This is a genomic window from uncultured Sunxiuqinia sp. (assembly GCF_947495665.1).
In the GTDB taxonomy this organism is placed as follows: domain Bacteria; phylum Bacteroidota; class Bacteroidia; order Bacteroidales; family Prolixibacteraceae; genus Sunxiuqinia; species Sunxiuqinia rutila.
This window is the reverse complement of record NZ_CANLZV010000002.1, coordinates 253,592-271,260: the sequence shown is the minus strand read 5'-3', so window position 1 is coordinate 271,260 and position 17,669 is coordinate 253,592. Positions and strand designations below refer to the sequence as shown.

The following is a 17,669-nucleotide window of genomic DNA, read 5'->3' as shown; positions in this document are numbered from 1 at the left end:
CACCTTTAGCGATTGATGAAACTGGCAATCTTTCCAAAAACACGCTTAAATTCCACGTCAATCAATTCCTTGTTTTTTTCGGTAAATGGGAAAGGACTTACATGATCGTAATCAAATGGAAAATCAAGAATCTCAACCGGAATCGGGATATCGCGCGCAGCCCCTTGTAAAGTGTTTACAATTTCGTAGGATGGGATAATCGTATCTTGCTTTAAGGAAATCGCCATCAAATCGGAACTCACGTTTTGAAATAATTCTTCACGATAAGCCCGCTTCACTTTATAGTCAAGCATTGAATAAAACACCTGACCTTCCAGGTGCGGTCCATTTAAATAATGTTTTAGATGCGGGTTGTGCTCCATATGTTTTTCGATATGCTCCACCATGTATGTGTACAAAGCAATGTTGGCCTCGCTGTCCAATATGTATTTTGAAACGGGCGACAACCGGTTAAAAACAGCCCCTCCGCAGAACAAGCACAACTTCGATTTTTCAAAGTAATTGTTGTAATTGCTCAGCTTCAGAATTTCGGCCAGTAAACAGCCAATGGAGTAAGCCACAATATGAAAACGCGCATCGGGTGCAATCAGTGGATGATCTCCCCGCTTGCACTCTTCCATCAACTGAATCACATCGTAGTAGGTTTGTAAGCCTGACCAGATGAACCGTTGCGGGCGGGCATGCAAACGCAGGCTGATGGCCACATTGGAAAGCGATGAGTTCACCACGTTGGGAAACATTTCCTTCCGTTTTTCGCTCAATAAAAACATCTTTCGTTTATCGCTCCAAACCGACAACGTCCGGTTCATGTGAAAAGCGATGGGGAATAAAATGACAGCACACTGGGTTTGCTCTGCCAGAAAATGGGCCCAGGGCAAGTATTTGTCCCAATTTTTTTCGTTGAACCCATGAAAAAGGAAAATGGCGCATTTTGCACGCTTCATTCCTTTCGGCATAAATACCCGGTAAAAAAACCGCTCATTTTCCTGAATATCCACATCATGCCTGTAAATCTGGCCATCAATGGTTCCCAAATCATTGAAAAAAGTTTGTGGCGTATAGAATTCTTCATCGTGTTCTTTACAGGAATAATGCTCTTCGCCTGGAAGCAATCGCTGTGATTTTGAGTGGAAATCCTGCTTGTAAATATCCAGGTTTTCAAATTCAATCCGGTTGCTCTCCAATGCTAAAACAGCCCTAAGCTTTTGATAAGAATCAAGGTAATTCATGGTACTAGACATTAACGTGCCCAAAAGGCACGGCTGATTATTAAACAATGAAACGTGATTCAGAAAGAGGAATTCACCTTCTCCTAATTTCGGATTTTGCAGTTTTGAGAAACGTCTGTTCCTCCAACTGGAAATCTCCAATTAGTGTGTAGCTAATGTATAAAATTCACCTTGAATGAAGCAGCTGAAAGCCCGCCCAATTATGCAACATAAGTTGCAAAATAAGCCGGAAGATGCCTTGCGATCCGCTTAGTCCTCCAGCAATTCTGAAAAATCAACTTCGCTTTCAGTTTTTGAAGAGTCGCTTACCTTTTGCTCACCGCAAACCAAGGTACGTGCCGGATAACGATTTAAAATATGGTAATCATGGGTAGCCACCAGGATGGTCTTGCCCTGCTCATTGATTTCTTTAAAAATACTCATCAGTTCATCCGAGGTTTCCGGATCCAAATTGCCCGTAGGCTCATCGGCCAGAATGATGTCAGGATCGTTCAGAATAGCCCGTGCAATAACAATGCGTTGCTGCTCTCCTCCGGAAAGTTGATGGGGCATGCTTTTCAGTTTCGACTTCATCCCCACCCGTTCCATCACTTCATTGATACGATTTTCAATGGCTCGTTCTACTTTCCAGCCAGTTGCTTTCAACACAAACGACAGGTTATCGTGAACATTTCGATCAGTCAGCAACCGGAAATCCTGGAAAATAACTCCCAACTTCCGTCTTAAAAACGGAACTTCGGACCGCTTCAGCTTACCCAAATTAAAGCCTGCTACCTGCGCCTGGCCGGTATACAGGTCCAGTTCTGCATTCAAAAGCTTAATCAAGCTCGATTTTCCACTGCCTACCTTGCCAATTAAATACACAAATTCTCCCGCTTTAACATCCAGATTAACTTGACTTAAGATCAACTGGTCCTGCTGAAAAACATCGACACCCTGTAGTGAAATAATAGATTCGGAGTTCATAGAGCTGATTTTGGTTACTCAGTACAAAACTAATTTTTTTTAAACAACCAAATAATAAAGCCCGGGAATAAACAGTTTTTTGTTAAGAAATCAATGCATTATTCCGCTTGAAAAGCAAACAGAATCGCTATTTTTATGCAAAAAATAAAACAAAGTCTATGAGAACAAGAATTTTGCTGTTCACACTATTGTGGAGCACCCTCATTGTTACCGCCTTAGCGCAAGAAACAGCTTATTATCCTTCTCTCGAAGCCGAGATCCATCAAGCTAAAGAGCTTTTCGAAAAAGATAAATTCATTGTTGCCCAGCAGCAATTTGCATCCATTGCCGAACAAGCAGAGGCTGGTTCCGAGATCCAGTCTGAAGCCAAATTCTACATGGCACTCAGCGCGCTGCGCCTGAATGCTAAAAATGGCGAAGAACTGATCGAAAGTTTCATTGCCGAAAACCCGGTCAGTCCCTACGCCAACAAGGCTTGGTTCGAACTTGGAAGCAGTCAGTTTAACAAGGGGAAATACGCCCAGATGCTTCGTTCTTACCAAAACATTCAGGGCAAAACCCTGAGTTCGGAAGATCAAATCAAGGTTCACTACCAAAAAGGCTATGCTTTTTTTCAAACCGAAAAGCACCAACTAGCCGAAAATGAGTTTGAAAAAATCAAGGATACCAACAACCTGTATGCAGGGCCTGCCAAATACTACTGGGCACACATTCAGTATTTAAAAGAAGACTACGATGCAGCCCTTTCGGAGTTTAACAAGCTGAAAGACAATCCGGCTTTTGCGGAAGTAATTCCGTTTTACATGAGCCAGATTTATTACAAGCGTGCGCAATACGAAAAGGTGATTGAGTTTACGATCCCTTTGTTGGACGAAGTTTCCGAAGATAAAAAACCAGAGCTGGCCAAAATTATTGCAAACAGCTATTTTCACCTGAAGAACTTCGACAAGGCCATTCCGTATTTCGAAGCCTACTTTGAATTTACCGAAAGTAAGCTGCGCGAAGAAAGCTACATGCTTGGCTATTGCTATTACCAAACCCGTCAGTATGAAAAATCCATTTCCCCGCTTGAAAACGCTTCACGTGGCAAAGACGAGTTAGCACAAAACGCCTATTACCATTTGGCTGACAGCTACATCAGAACCAACCAAAAAGACAAAGCCCGAATTGCTTTCGAGTCGGCTTCCGAGCTAGATTTCAACCCTGAAATAAAAGAAGATGCGTTGTTTAACTACGCTAAAATAACATACGAACTTTCGTACTCTCCTTTCAATGAAACCATCAAGGCTTTTGACAAATACATTTCGCTTTATGCCAATTCGGAGCGCAATGACGCCGCCTATGATTACTTGGTCAATGTTTACATGAGTACCAACAATTACAAGGAAGCCATTGAATCGATTGAAAAAATTCAAGTAAAAAGCCCGGCGGTAAAAAAAGCCTACCAGCGCGTTACCTTTTTCCGAGGACTGGAGCTGTTCAACAACCTGCGCTATAAACCTGCAATTGCATTGTTCGACCAATCGCTTGAAAATGCAGCTGCCAGCTCCGACATCAAAGCCGGAGCGTTATTCTGGAAAGCGGAGGCTAATTACCGGCTGGAGAATTACCAGCAGGCAATCAGTGGCTTCAATCAGTTTTTAAAAACGCCGGGAGCCAAGGCTCGATCTGAGTTTCAGAACGTATATTACAACTTGGGCTACGCCTATTTCAAGGAAAAGAATTACAGCAACGCCAGCCAGTCTTTTCAAACATTCCTGAATTCGACCAGTGAAGAAGAAGGCCAGAAAGTGGCTGATGCATTCAATCGTTTGGGAGATTCGTATTTTGTCAGTCGTGATTATGGCAAGGCCATCAAGAATTACGAGCAAGCTTACCGGTTGAAACAATACGATCCGGATTACGCGCTGTTTCAAAAAGCCATTTGTTTGGGCATTCAGCGTGAGCAAAATCAAAAAATCAGCAACCTGCGCACCTTGATTCAAACCTTCCCAAATTCATCGCTGGTTGATGACGCCATGTATGAACTGGGCCGGACCTACGACCGAACAGGCCAACTCAAGGTTGCTGAAGGCTATTACCGCGACATCATTAACGATTACCCGCAGAGCAGCTACCGAACCAAAGCAATTCTGCAACTTGGTCTGGTGCTGTACAACCAGTCGGAGTTCAACCAATCTCTTGAAGCCTATAAGCAAGTGGTTGAAGAATACCCGAACAGCCCGGAAGCCCAGTCAGCTTTAATTGGCATCAAAAACAACTACGTTGAGCTGAATAATATTGATGCTTATTTTGCCTACACCCAACGCCTCGGTTCAGGCGCCCAGGTTTCAGTTTCGGAACAAGACTCGCTGACCTATTTGGCAGCAGAAAAACTGTATATGGCCCGCGACGAAAATGCCAAACAGCAACTGGAGAGGTATCTGCGTCAATATCCCAAGGGAAGCTTCAGCGTAAACGCGCAGTTCTACCTGGGCGAAAAGCGCTATGCAGACAAGGAATATGCACTGGCACTAAAAAACTATGAATATGTGCTCGGTCAAGGCGATAATATTTTCACAGAACCAGCCCTCGAAAAAGCGTCAGAACTACAATTCAATGCCTCAAACTTCGAACAAGCCCTGAGCTACTACGAACAGCTGGAGCAGATTTCCAACACGCAATGGAACCTGCTTCGGGCTCGTGCCGGTAGAATGCGTTGCCAGTATAAACTGGCCAACTATCCGGCCTGCATCGAAGCAGCCAAAATGCTTTTAAGTTCAGAAAAGTTAACCGACATATTAAAGCGGGAAGCCCAATACAAACTGGCTAAGTCGTACTACCAAACCAAGCAACTGGACGAAGCACTTCCGGTACTAGGCAACCTGGCCGAAGACACCAAGTCAGAAGAAGGAGCAGAAGCCAAATACCTGTTAGCGGAGATTCTGGTTGCAAAAAATAAACTACCGGAAGCCGAAGAGCAAGTGATGGACTTTATCTCGAAAAACACGCCTCATCAATATTGGCTAGCCAAAAGCTTCATTTTGCTTTCTGACATTTACCTGAGCCAAGGCGACCATTTTCAGGCCCGGCACACCATCAAGAGCATTATTGAAAACTACCCCGAAACCGATGACGGCATCATTGAAACAGCCCATGCTAAGCTGCAGCATCTGGAAAACCTGGAAGCACAGCAAGAGCAAGATGGCAAAAGCCCAATGAAAATCAACATTAACGAACAGTAAAAACAAGCATGATGAGCCAATCATATCTTAATTATATCCCTGCTTTTCTATTAACCGTGTTGAGCTGCAACCTGGCAACAGCACAACAGGACACCACACTAACCCAAGAAGTAGAGGTAGTAAAAGCATACCAACCAAGCGTTTCAGATGTTTTTAAAATCAATGACATCCCTAAAGTTCAGGACGAAAAACGCGACAAGCCGGTATTTAATTATCAAATCAACGCACAGCCTGTTTTCAGCACTTTTGAAGTAGAACCCGTACCTGCTGCGGAAATGGTGGGCGAACCTCAGGCAGAGCTTGGCAAAGGATTGCTAAAAGCCGGATTTGGAAATTACATGACTCCTTACGGCGAATTGTTTTTTAACACCCAAGCCGGGAAAAACGCCATTTTAGGCATGCATTTTAAGCACCTTTCCTCACATGGTTCGGTCAAGCTGGAGAATGACGACAAAGTGGATGCTCCGCACAGCGAAAATGGCGTTGAACTATTCACCAAGCACTTTTTCAAACGGTCAAGCCTGAACACCAAGCTGTTTTTCAATCGGCATGCACATCGCTATTACGGTTACACCGGAGAAGCACTTCCAGATGCAGACAAAGAGCTGCTTTTCCCTTACTGGAATGAAGATCAGGCCTTTTCGAAAGGCGGGATTCAGCTTAACCTGAACAACGATGAAGACTCGCGTGCAGACATGAACTATGGCGTAGATTTATACTTCCATCACTTCGGAACCAAAACCGACCAGACCGAGAACTACATCAAACTGGGAACGTCACGCCAAAAAGATTACGACAGCTACCAAGGACTTCTGGATGCCTCCGTGTCCTTCCTGAAAACCGATGGAGTTATTAAAGAAATTACAGAAGATTATGGCGACAAGCAACAAATCCGAATTGATTTGAGCCCAGCCTTTTTGCTGCAAGCTGACCTGGCAAAATTACAATTGGGCTTAAACGCTTTCACTCTTTTAGATGACGATGATGATGCACGCATACTGGTGACGCCGAACATCAAGGCTGACTGGTCACCCATCGAAAATACAATGACCCTGTTTGCTGCCATTGACGGACGCCTAGAGCAGAACCACTATTCGGTTATCGCTGCGGAGAACCGGTTTGTCACCCCAACGCAGGATATTCGCAACACCGAGTACCGTTACATCCTTTCCGGAGGTATTAAAGGAAAGTTCACACCAAAGCTCAACTACCGCTTTCAGGCCGAATATGCCAACATTAAAGACGAACACTTTTACCTGATCAACACGAAAACGATCATTCCGCCGGTATCACCGGTAATTGATCTGCCAACTGTTACCCGTTCAAACACGTTTGATGTTCTTTACGACGACCTGAAGCAGGTAACTTTAGGCGCTGAGTTTTATTACACAGCATCTGAATTGGTCAACTTTCATTTACAAGCCAACTACTTTTCCTATACCTTGGATTCGCTGGAAGAAGCCTATAACAAACCCGATTTTGAGCTGACGCTATCAACAATTATCAACCCGGAAGGACCCTTGAAGTTTAACGCCGACATTTTCTTTAAGGGGGAACGGAAAGCACTTGAGCAAAACGAGCTCTACTTCCCAATGGAATCAACCGTTGGTCCTCAAGAGGTAAACAGAACCATCCATACGCTTGGCTCCTATGTTGACCTAAACGTAGGCGTTGAGTACCAATACAGCCCCAATCTTAGCTTCTGGGGACGCATGAACAATGTTGCGTTCCAGAAATATGAAAACTGGCTTGGCTACTCACAACAAGGCCTCAATTTACTAATTGGCGCCAGTTTTTCATTTTAACTAGAGCAAGACTCTGATAAAATGGAGGTGATAAATATCACCCCCAAACAAAAACCAGATTAAACCACTCATAAACTGGCAATTACACGCAAAAAGCCCGTAGAAAAAAATGCCTTTTTCTACGGGCTTTTTCAGTCGGTTTTAAGCATATTTTTCTTATATTTGTGAGTTGTGATTTTGAGACAAAAGACAACTTTTAATCAACTGTAAATTAGACACTTTTTCTCATATCAGCCCAATTTGATCAACAACCAAATGGCAACAGGCTAATTAACCTGAAGCCAACCAATTATTCATCATTCACACAAGATGAATGAGGTATTTTTTGATAAAAATAAACATACAATAGATGAGTGAATTAGAAAACAAGCAGAATAGAGACAACGGAAGTTATTCTGCAGACAGTATTCAGGTACTGGAGGGTTTGGAGGCAGTACGCAAGCGTCCGGCGATGTACATTGGAGATGTAAACGAAAAAGGACTTCACCACTTGGTCTATGAAGTTATTGACAACTCCATCGACGAAGCCCTTGCAGGGTATTGTAACAACATTGAGGTTATTATCAACGAAGATAATTCAATCACCGTTACCGATGACGGTCGTGGTATTCCCACGGAAAACCATACCAAAGAAAATAAGTCTGCCCTTGAAATCGTAATGACCGTGCTTCACGCCGGAGGTAAATTCGACAAAGACAGTTATAAGGTATCCGGGGGATTGCACGGAGTGGGTGTTTCCTGTGTGAACGCGCTTTCAACACAATTGATTGCCGAAGTGCACCGCAATGGAAAAGTCTACCAACAGGAATACCGCAAAGGAATTCCTCAGTACGATGTTAAAGAAATTGGACAAACGGAAAAATCAGGAACCATCGTAACATTCAAGCCCGATGATTCCATTTTCCTGACTACCACTTACAAATACGAAATTTTATCTGCGCGTCTGCGCGAACTGGCATTCTTGAATGCTGGAATCCGGCTGATATTGATCGACAAGCGGGAACAGGATGAAGAAGGAAACTACAAAATGGACAACTTCTATTCGGAAGAAGGGTTGAAAGAGTTTGTTGAATTTCTGGATCATACCCGGGAAAGGCTGATTGAGGAAACGATTCATATTTCCTCTGAAAAAGCCGGAGTTCCTGTTGAAATTGCCTTGCATTACAACACATCCTTCTCAGAAAACATCCATTCGTATGTCAACAACATCAACACCATTGAAGGAGGAACACACCTCACCGGATTTCGTCGTGGGTTGACTCGCACCTTGAAAGGATACGCCGAAACTTCAGGCATGCTTTCAAAATTGAAATTTGACATTAGTGGTGATGACTTCCGCGAAGGGCTGACGGCTGTTGTTTCAGTAAAAGTACAAGAGCCACAGTTTGAAGGACAGACTAAAACCAAATTAGGAAACTCCGAAATCAGTCTTCCTGTAGATCAGGCGGTAAGTGAAATGCTCGCCAACTATCTGGAAGAAAACCCTAAAGCAGCGCGCGCCATTGTAAACAAAGTTATTCTTGCTGCACAAGCGCGTCATGCGGCACGTAAAGCCCGCGAACTGGTTCAGCGTAAAAACGTGATGACTGGCGGCGGACTACCCGGAAAACTGGCCGACTGTTCGGACAAAGACCCGTCACAATGCGAGATTTACCTGGTCGAGGGAGACTCGGCAGGTGGAACAGCCAAGCAAGGACGTAACCGTCGCTTCCAGGCAATCCTTCCCTTGAGAGGAAAGATTCTGAACGTGGAAAAAGCCATGCAGCATAAAGTGTTTGAAAGCGAAGAGATTCGCAATATCTTCACTGCACTTGGGGTGTCTATCGGAACCGAGGAAGACAGCAAAGCACTGAACATGAGCAAAATTCGTTACCACAAGATCATCATCATGACGGATGCCGACGTGGACGGAAGCCACATTGCCACCTTGATTATGACTTTCTTCTTCCGCTTTATGAGAGACCTGATTAAAGAAGGTTACCTGTACATTGCGACTCCACCTTTATACTTGGTTAAAAAGGGTAAACGCGAATCATACGCATGGAGCGAGCAGCAACGCTTACAGCTGATTAACGAGTGGGCTGACGGAAAAGAATCACAAGTACACACCCAACGTTATAAAGGTCTTGGAGAGATGAACGCAGAACAACTGTGGTCAACAACCATGGATCCGGAGCGCCGGACACTTCGCCAGGTGACGATTGAAAATGCAGCAGAAGCTGATCACGTTTTCAGTATGCTCATGGGTGATGAAGTTCCTCCACGCCGGAAATTCATCGAAGACCATGCGATCTATGCCAACATTGATGCTTAATTAATAAATGACTTAAAGAATGCCATTCGCTGTGATGGCATTCTTTTTTTTCAACCCAATAAATCCCTTTCATGAAAGTTTGTGTTTTCTCTTCCTCCAGCAATGCAATCGACCCGGTTTACATTCATGAAGCCGTTAAGTTGTCGCACCTCATTGGCCAGAAAAAAATGACCTTGGTGAATGGCGGAGCCAACGTAGGCCTCATGGAAACAGTGTTAAAAGAAGTTGTTACTTCCGGAGGGAAAACCATTGGCATTCTTCCCGAAAAACTGAACGGCCATAAGCTGGCCTCCGAATATGCTCAGGAATTGATCATTTCGAAAGACATGATGGAACGCAAATCGCTTATGCGCGAACTTTCGGATGCCTTTATTGCCTTGCCTGGCGGTTTTGGTACCTTAGAAGAAATTCTTGAAGTCATTACCCTCAAGCAACTCGATTACCATAAAAAAGCCATTGTTTTTGTCAACACCAATGGTTTTTACGATCACCTCTTTCAACAGTTCGAACGATCTTTTAACGAGAACTTTGCCAAAGCCAGCTACCGCGATCTTTACTTTGTTGCCAAGGACAGTGAAGAAGCCATTAACTATTTACTGAACTACGCACCACCTGCCCCAGTCAATAAATGGTATAAAGTTCCGCAAAAATAATACAACTGGTTCAGCTCATACGACTTCATTTTCTAAGCTCTGCAGGCCATTTTAACTGCAGATCTGAAAGGTCAGTCAACGTTCCATGAATTCTAAGTCAGGGGAAAAAACGTTTCCCAAAGAAAAACACTTCTTACAGAAACTTAAGCTCCTTTGGGTTGTTGTGTTAGCTGAATAAGGAAATAAAGAATCATTGGAAACACAAATAGAGGACAACAAAGTCTGCAAAGGCTGATATCAAAAAGCATAAACATGATTGTTAAACATGTCAAATCATTGATTAATATCAATCCGTTTATAGTCGTTTTTCGATAGACATTGTTAATTTTGTTTCTGAATTATAATTGAGAACTATGTTTTTTCTGGGATTAGTTGGTCCATTTATGCCTTACCTGTTGTTAATGGGTGCATTGTTTGTCCTCACCTTGGGGATAAACCTGAGGGGTGATGATGACGCCGAGGTCATTGCAGAAAAGACAATCGAGTACCAGCAGTCCGACAAGCAGGAATTCAACACCGAAAACTGTTGTCACTTTCACCAGACCAATGAAGATAGCCCAAGTACCCAACTTGCTTCTGCAGCTGCTTTTTTCCAAAAAACGGACTTCATAATCTATGAGCCTCGTGGGAAAACGATCTTTAGTTTAGTACATCATACTTATTCCTTCAAATCACACCACACCTACTGTGGCCTGTCGCCTCCGGTATTGGTTTCTTAGTACATTCATAAAAGAAATCAATAACCAACCTTTCATTTATTTTCAACGCGCATGATTGGAGTAGTAGGCTTAAGTCATAAATCGGCACCCGTACATATACGTGAAAAGTTTGCTCTTAATAAAGAAGAGTACACCGATTTGTCACAGACCATTTTGAAAAATAAGAATATTGGAGAACTCGTAATCATTTCGACCTGCAATCGCACCGAATTGTATTTCGCCGCTGATGAATGTTGCTCTCCGGGCGCATTCCATATCTTATTTCATTATCTAAAAAAACACATTCAGGAAGAAGACGGCATCGAATCCCACTTTTATCAGTACGAAGGTAAATCGGCTGCCAGCCATTTGTTTCGTGTGGTGTCCGGATTGGAGTCAATGGTTTTGGGCGAATATCAAATTGTAGCTCAAATTAAAGAAGCAATCAGCCATGCCGAAGAAATTGGTTCAGCCGGGAAATTGCTAACCCGCTTGTTCCATAAAGCTTTGGAAACCGGCAAGCAAGTGCGCACCAAAACAGCTATGAGCACCGGAGCTTTTTCGGTAAGCTATGCCGCAGTAGAAAAGTGCAACAGCATTTTTGATCAACTTCCCGACAAAAAAATTCTGCTGATTGGTGCCGGCGAAACAGGAGAACTAGTCATCAAAAACCTGTATAAAAAAGGCTGTCAAAACATTCTGGTAACCAACCGGACCACTGCCAAAGCCGAAGAACTAGCCAAGCGCTATGGTGGCCAGGTGGTCGATTTTAAAGCCATGCAAGAAGGCATTCAGGAGGCTGACATTGTGGTTAGTTCCATCTCTTGTAAAAAGCCTTTAATCACCCCGCAAGTTCTCAGCAAAGAAAACACACAAAAACAAACCGTATTTATTGATTTGGGTGTTCCACGTAACATCGACCCAAAAATTACCGAACAGGAATCCGTTAGTCTGTACAATGTGGATGACCTGGAAGAAGTGGTTGCCCAGAACATGGAAAAAAAGAAAAGCTACATTGTCACTGCTGAAAAAATAATTTCCAAAAAGCTGAATGAATTCTCCGACTGGTTAAGTATTCAGAACTTGTCACCAGCCATTCAGAATATCATTTCGGGTGTCAATGAAATCAATGCATCCGAGCTGGCCGTCTTCAAACGATTCCACAATGAAGAGGAATACCACAACATGGAAAAATATGGCAAACATATCGCCGAAAAACTAGTTAAATCCATGATTCGGAACCTGAAAAACATCAGTGACAATGGCCGAAAAACCGAATATATTAAAGTAATCAACGACCTTTTCTCTCAAACTCATGAATAAAAACACCATTAAAATAGGAACGCGTGGCAGCAAGCTTGCCCTATGGCAGGCTGAAACCGTAAAAAGCGAACTCGAAAAAGCACACCCCAACCTCCAATTCGAATTGGAAATTATCAAAACCAAAGGGGATAAAATATTAGATGTTGCCCTCTCCAAGATTGGCGACAAAGGGTTGTTTACCAAAGAAATTGAACAGGCACTTTACGACAACACCATTGATTTGGCGGTACACAGTTTAAAAGATTTGCCTACTGAGCTGCCCGAAAACCTCATCATTGGCGGCATGCTGAAACGGGCCGAAGTGCGGGATGTTTTCATCTCAAAAGATGGCCGAAAATTAGCAGACTTCACAGCCAAAGATAAAATTGCAACCTCAAGCCTGCGACGTCAGTCTCAGTTGCTGCATTTTAACCCCGACCTGCAGATTGTAGATATTCGTGGGAATGTGGAGACCCGCCTGAAAAAGATGAACGACGGCCATTGCGATGCACTGATTATGGCTGCAGCCGGAATCTTGCGTTTGGGTTACGAGGATGTAATTACAGAAATGCTGGATACAGAAATCATGCTTCCTGCCATCAGCCAGGGAGCCATCGCCATTGAAATTCGCGAAGATGATGAACGCACTCAGCTTCTGTTGGATGCCATTACCGATGAACCAACCCGGGCTACTACCCTGGCCGAACGCTCACTCTTGCGCGAACTTGAAGGAGGTTGTCAGGTTCCGGTTGGCTGTTTTTCGGAAGTGAAAGGCGATCAAATCAAGCTAACCGGCATGGTAGCCAGTCTGAACGGAGCCAAACGCATCCGGAAATCGATTGAGGCAAGTCTGGAAGAGGCATCAGAAAAAGCCATCGAATTGGCCCAGGCCATTCTGGACGATGGTGGCAAGGAAATTCTGGACAGTATCCGTCCCACATCCGAAGCTTAGTGCGGCTTGGTCTCAAATTTTACCAAACGGCAATCCATGCTATTAAAGTGCAACAAAGGCTCCCGAAAATAGAATACCAATGATCGGCTCGTCCTGAACCATGCACCCCAATAGCACGAATTCATGAATCATTTCAAGAAGCGTGTGAAACAAAATACAAACATATTACAAGGCAAGGTGATTATTTGTACCTATCCCAAAACCGGACAGGATGAATTGGCTGAAATGCTGACTGCTCAAGGAGCAAGCGTATTCTCCATGCCAGTAATTGAAATTTCACCTCTCCCCTTTCAGCTACAAACAGATTTAAGCGATTACGACTGGCTGATTTTCACCAGCAAAAATGCGGTAGAACCGTTCACCAATCGGTATCCTTCTATTTCGTGCAAAGTAGCAGCGCTTGGGGAAAAAACAGCGATCCACCTCCGAAAATACAAGGTGGATCCGGCATTCATTGGCTCCGGAAAATCAGCCGTTGACTTTGCAACTCAGTTTATTGATGTGGTACAAGCCAATGAAAATATCTTGCTGGTTTTGGGCAATTTAGCCCCCGATACACTAAAGCAGCAATTGGGATCGAAAGCCTCCATTGACCGGATCAATGCTTATCAAACCTGCTCCAGCGAGCAGCTGGACCCAAGATTTATGGAATGGGTGGAACATGATCGTTACGATCTTCTGTTGGTAACCAGCCCTTCATCGGTTAGGGCAATTTTGGAGAAGGTCAGCAAGTCTGCAGATCAACTACGCTTTGTCAGCATCGGAACCACAACAACAGCGGCCATTCGCAAGTATGGAGGTGAGCCTGTGGCAACTTCAGAAGAGCCAAGCTACGAAGGCATGGCTCAAACAATAATCGACTATTATCAGGCAAAAATTAAAAACTAAAAAATATGAGCTTTCCAATAACACGACTAAGAAGACTAAGAAAATCGGCTACCATTCGCAATATGGTACGCGAAACAGAAGTGAACCGTGATGATTTAATCATGCCCTATTTTGTTCTTCCTGGAGAGAATATCTGCAACCCCATCAAATCCATGCCCGGCAACTTTCAGCTGTCGATCGATTTATTGGTAAAGGAAGTCAAAGACCTGGTGGATCGCACAGGGATCGATAAAATTTTGCTTTTCGGTATTCCTGCCGAAAAAGATGAAACCGGTGAAGTTGCCTGTCAACACGATGCCATTGTGCCTCAGGCCATTCGTGCCATTAAAGCTGAAGTGCCGCAAGTTATGATTGTAGCTGATGTATGCAACTGCGAATACACCACTCACGGGCATTGCGGAACCATTGTTGATGGCGACGTGGATAACGACAGCACCTTGGCAACACTGGCTGCTCAATCGGTGACCTTAGCCAAATCTGGTGCCGACATTATTGCTCCCAGCGACATGATGGATGGCCGGGTTGCTGCTATTCGCGAAGCACTGGATGCCAACGGATTTTCAAACACGCCAATTATGGCTTACTCAGCCAAATATGCCTCCGGATTCTACGGTCCTTTCCGAGATGCGGCCGAAAGTGCTCCTCAATTTGGAGACCGCAGCACTTACCAGATGGATCCGGCCAATGGCGATGAAGCCTTACGTGAGGTGGAAACCGACTTGGAAGAAGGGGCTGACATGGTGATGGTAAAACCGGCTTTAAGCTACATGGACATCATCAACCGGGTAAAATCAACCTACAATGTACCTGTGGTTGCCTACAATGTAAGTGGCGAATTCTCGATGGTAAAAGCAGCTGCAGCCAATGGCTGGATTGATGAGCAACGCTTGATCAAGGAAATTCTGACTTCCCTGAAACGGGCCGGAGCCGATGTGATTATCACCTATCACGCCAAAGAATTTGTTTTAAGTGAACTTGAAAAAGGCAACCGGGTCTAAAAAATTGAAGCCTCTGAGAACGGAATTTGGAACCTGAAATTTGAAACTGAAATATGGAACTACACAAAAGCATACAAGCATTTGATAAAGCAAAACAACTGATTCCCGGTGGGGTTAACTCGCCTGTGCGTGCCTTTAAAAGCGTAGATGCCGATCCGGTATTTATTGCCAAAGCCAAAGGAGCTAAAATCTGGGACATCGATGGAAACGAATACCTGGACTTTGTGGCTTCCTGGGGCCCAATGATTTTGGGACATGCGTGCGAAGAAATTGTGCAAGCAGTTAAGCAAGCCGCGGAGCTGGGAACCAGCTATGGTGCCCCCACCCTCATTGAAAATGAGATGGCTGAGCTAATTACCAGCATGGTGCCTTCCGTAGAAAAAGTACGGATGGTCAACTCCGGAACCGAAGCAACCATGAGCGCCTTGCGCCTGGCTCGTGGATTTACCGGCCGCGATTTGGTAGTCAAATTTGCTGGCTGTTACCACGGTCATGCCGACAGCTTTTTAATTAAAGCCGGCTCTGGAGCAATTACCCTCAGCTTGCCCGACAGCCCCGGCGTAACCAAAGCGTCAGCCAAAGATACGCTGACAGCCGATTACAACAACCTGGAGTCGGTTGAAGAACTGTTCAAACAACATGGCGACAACATTGCAGCCATTATTTTGGAACCGGTGGCCGGAAACATGGGCGTGGTGTTGCCTGAAGAAGGCTTTTTAAAAGGCTTGAAGAAAATTACCCAGGAATATGGCGCACTGCTCATCTTTGATGAGGTGATTACCGGCTTCCGCCTGGCTGCCGGAGGAGCACAACAACGTTTTGGCGTTGAGCCGGACCTCACAACCATGGGGAAAATTATTGGTGGCGGACTTCCTGTTGGCGCTTATGGTGGCCGCAAGGAAATTATGGACAAGCTGGCTCCCGACGGGCCCGTTTACCAGGCCGGAACGCTCTCGGGCAATCCGTTGGCCATGGCTGCTGGTTGTGTGATGCTCAGCACCCTGAAAAACAATCCTTCCATTTACGATGAACTGGAGCGAAAAGCAGCCCTGCTGGAAGCAGGTTTGAAAGCCAACCTGGAGAAAACAGGCATCCCCGCTGTGATCAACCGGATTGGAGCAATGATGACGATGTTTTTCACTGAAAACCAAGCCGTCAAAAGCTTTGACGATGCCATGACATCGGATACCGCGCGCTATGCGGCCTATTTCAAAAAATCGCTGGAAAGCGGTATTTACCTGGCTCCTTCGCAGTTTGAGTGTTTATTCATTACCGATGCACACACCGATGAGGATATTGCACGGGTAATTGAAGCCAACGAACAGGCCCTGAAAAGCCTGTAAATACCCGCCAGGCTGTGTTCCGCCACAAACAAGTATTAATCACTAATGACAATCAAATGATGCAATCACTATTTCTAGATACACTTCAGGGAAAGAAGACCGAAAGGCCTCCGGTATGGTTTATGCGCCAGGCCGGACGTGTGTTGCCCAACTACAACCAGTTGAAAGAAAAATACACCTTCCGCGAGTTGATGGACGATGCCAAGCTGACTGCCGAAGTAACCCTGATGCCTATTTACGATTTGGGAGTGGATGCCGCCATTCTGTTCTCCGATATTCTGGTTATTCCCAACGCCATGGGCATGGAGCTGGAGTTTACCGATCACGGGCCGGTGTTTAACAAGCCTTTGAAAGGCCTTACCAACCCGGCCGATCATCTGAATCCGGATCCCTCCAAACTGGAATACATCTATGGTGCCATTGATGAAATCATCCGTCAGCGTCCGGCCAACATTCCTTTGATCGGGTTTTGCGGAGCGCCGCTAACCACCTTGTGCTACATGATTCAGGGAATCAGCTCGAACCCGAATTTCCCGGAGGCGATCAAGTTCTTGTTCCAGCACAAAAAAGAAGCCAAACGGCTGATCGATGCCATTGCCGACCTGTCGGTGATTTACGCGAAAAAACAAATTGAGCATGGCATCAATGCCTTCCAACTGTTTGAAACGCACGCCAACCTTATCCCGGTTGAATTGTATAACGAATTGTTTATGCCTGCCGTCAAACAAATCAGTCGGGCTGTTCGGGAGACCGGTACACCGTTTATCTTTTTCCCGAAAGGAATTGGCACCGGCTTAAAATATGTGACGCCTGAGATTGCCGATTTTGTGAGTATCGACTGGCAAATGCCCATTGAGGATGCCCGCGAAATGGTTCATCCCGAAGTTGGTTTGCAAGGGAACCTGGATCCTCGGCAACTGTATGCCCCGCAAGAGGAAATTGCCCGGGAACTGGAAAAATTCATACCATTCTTCCAAAAGAACGACAAATGGATTTTTAACCTGGGACATGGTTTTTTGCCAGACATCCCTTACGAAAATGCCAAGTTTGTGGTCGACTGGATTAAGTCTACCAACTGGTCCAAATAAGCCAGCCAAACGCATTAAATACAACATTGAGAAATCCGGCACTAGACGTGCCGGATTTTTTTATGCCTGAATTGGTCCACGCCCAACTTCCCCTCCGCAAATCGGAAATAGCCCGGGAATAATCGATCCTTATTTATTCCCAATTATCGGAAAACGCAAACATATTGAGAAACAAAGCGTTTCTATTACGATGATTTCGTTTTCATTGA

General features: G+C 44.7%; 13 protein-coding genes. 11 read left to right on the top strand and 2 right to left on the bottom strand.

From position 1 onward, the window contains the following. Nucleotides 1–5 precede the first annotated feature (5 nt). Together Q1A18_RS04005 and Q1A18_RS04000 are read right to left on the bottom strand one after the other, a co-directional pair. Nucleotides 6–1,229, bottom strand: coding sequence for a DUF6051 family protein (locus tag Q1A18_RS04005; protein ID WP_299577624.1), 1,224 nt, complete (start codon nucleotides 1,227–1,229; stop codon nucleotides 6–8). A 249-nt stretch (nucleotides 1,230–1,478) separates the two neighbouring features. Then, nucleotides 1,479–2,195, bottom strand: coding sequence for an ATP-binding cassette domain-containing protein (locus Q1A18_RS04000; protein WP_299577622.1), 717 nt, complete (start codon nucleotides 2,193–2,195; stop codon nucleotides 1,479–1,481). Nucleotides 2,196–2,353: 158 nt separating this feature from the next. Between Q1A18_RS04000 and Q1A18_RS03995 the strand changes: the two genes are divergently transcribed. From Q1A18_RS03995 to hemE, 11 genes are all read left to right on the top strand, one after another. Then, complete coding sequence (locus tag Q1A18_RS03995; RefSeq protein ID WP_299577620.1) at nucleotides 2,354–5,419, top strand: tetratricopeptide repeat protein; 3,066 nt, start codon at nucleotides 2,354–2,356, stop codon at nucleotides 5,417–5,419. A gap of 8 nt (nucleotides 5,420–5,427) precedes the next feature. After that, nucleotides 5,428–7,224, top strand: coding sequence for a hypothetical protein (locus tag Q1A18_RS03990; RefSeq protein ID WP_299577618.1), 1,797 nt, complete (start codon nucleotides 5,428–5,430; stop codon nucleotides 7,222–7,224). A gap of 349 nt (nucleotides 7,225–7,573) precedes the next feature. Next, nucleotides 7,574–9,538, top strand: a complete 1,965-nt coding sequence (gene gyrB / locus Q1A18_RS03985; protein ID WP_299577616.1) for a DNA topoisomerase (ATP-hydrolyzing) subunit B — start codon at nucleotides 7,574–7,576, stop codon at nucleotides 9,536–9,538. A gap of 71 nt (nucleotides 9,539–9,609) precedes the next feature. Then, nucleotides 9,610–10,191 (top strand): TIGR00730 family Rossman fold protein, encoded by a 582-nt coding sequence (locus Q1A18_RS03980; RefSeq protein WP_299577614.1) that lies wholly within the window; start codon nucleotides 9,610–9,612, stop codon nucleotides 10,189–10,191. Between the two features lie 353 nt (nucleotides 10,192–10,544). After that, nucleotides 10,545–10,910 (top strand): hypothetical protein, encoded by a 366-nt coding sequence (locus Q1A18_RS03975; RefSeq protein ID WP_299577612.1) that lies wholly within the window; start codon nucleotides 10,545–10,547, stop codon nucleotides 10,908–10,910. 51 nt (nucleotides 10,911–10,961) lie between these two features. After that, the gene (hemA, locus tag Q1A18_RS03970; RefSeq protein ID WP_299577610.1) at nucleotides 10,962–12,212 is read left to right on the top strand and encodes a glutamyl-tRNA reductase; all 1,251 of its coding nucleotides are present in this window, start codon (nucleotides 10,962–10,964) and stop codon (nucleotides 12,210–12,212) included. Further along, nucleotides 12,205–13,143 (top strand): hydroxymethylbilane synthase, encoded by a 939-nt coding sequence (gene hemC, locus Q1A18_RS03965; protein ID WP_299577608.1) that lies wholly within the window; start codon nucleotides 12,205–12,207, stop codon nucleotides 13,141–13,143. Before hemA ends, hemC begins: the two co-directional genes overlap by 8 nt. Before the next feature lie 123 nt (nucleotides 13,144–13,266). Beyond that, nucleotides 13,267–14,031: a uroporphyrinogen-III synthase gene (locus Q1A18_RS03960; RefSeq protein WP_299577606.1), complete on the top strand. Its 765-nt coding sequence runs from the start codon at nucleotides 13,267–13,269 to the stop codon at nucleotides 14,029–14,031. Between the two features lie 5 nt (nucleotides 14,032–14,036). Further along, nucleotides 14,037–15,029: a porphobilinogen synthase gene (hemB, locus tag Q1A18_RS03955; RefSeq protein ID WP_299577604.1), complete on the top strand. Its 993-nt coding sequence runs from the start codon at nucleotides 14,037–14,039 to the stop codon at nucleotides 15,027–15,029. 53 nt (nucleotides 15,030–15,082) lie between these two features. Next, nucleotides 15,083–16,372 (top strand): glutamate-1-semialdehyde 2,1-aminomutase, encoded by a 1,290-nt coding sequence (hemL, locus tag Q1A18_RS03950; RefSeq protein ID WP_299577602.1) that lies wholly within the window; start codon nucleotides 15,083–15,085, stop codon nucleotides 16,370–16,372. A 56-nt stretch (nucleotides 16,373–16,428) separates the two neighbouring features. Further along, entirely contained in the window at nucleotides 16,429–17,460 is a 1,032-nt protein-coding gene (hemE, locus tag Q1A18_RS03945) for a uroporphyrinogen decarboxylase (protein WP_299577600.1), read from the top strand. The last annotated feature ends 209 nt before the right edge of the window (nucleotides 17,461–17,669 follow it).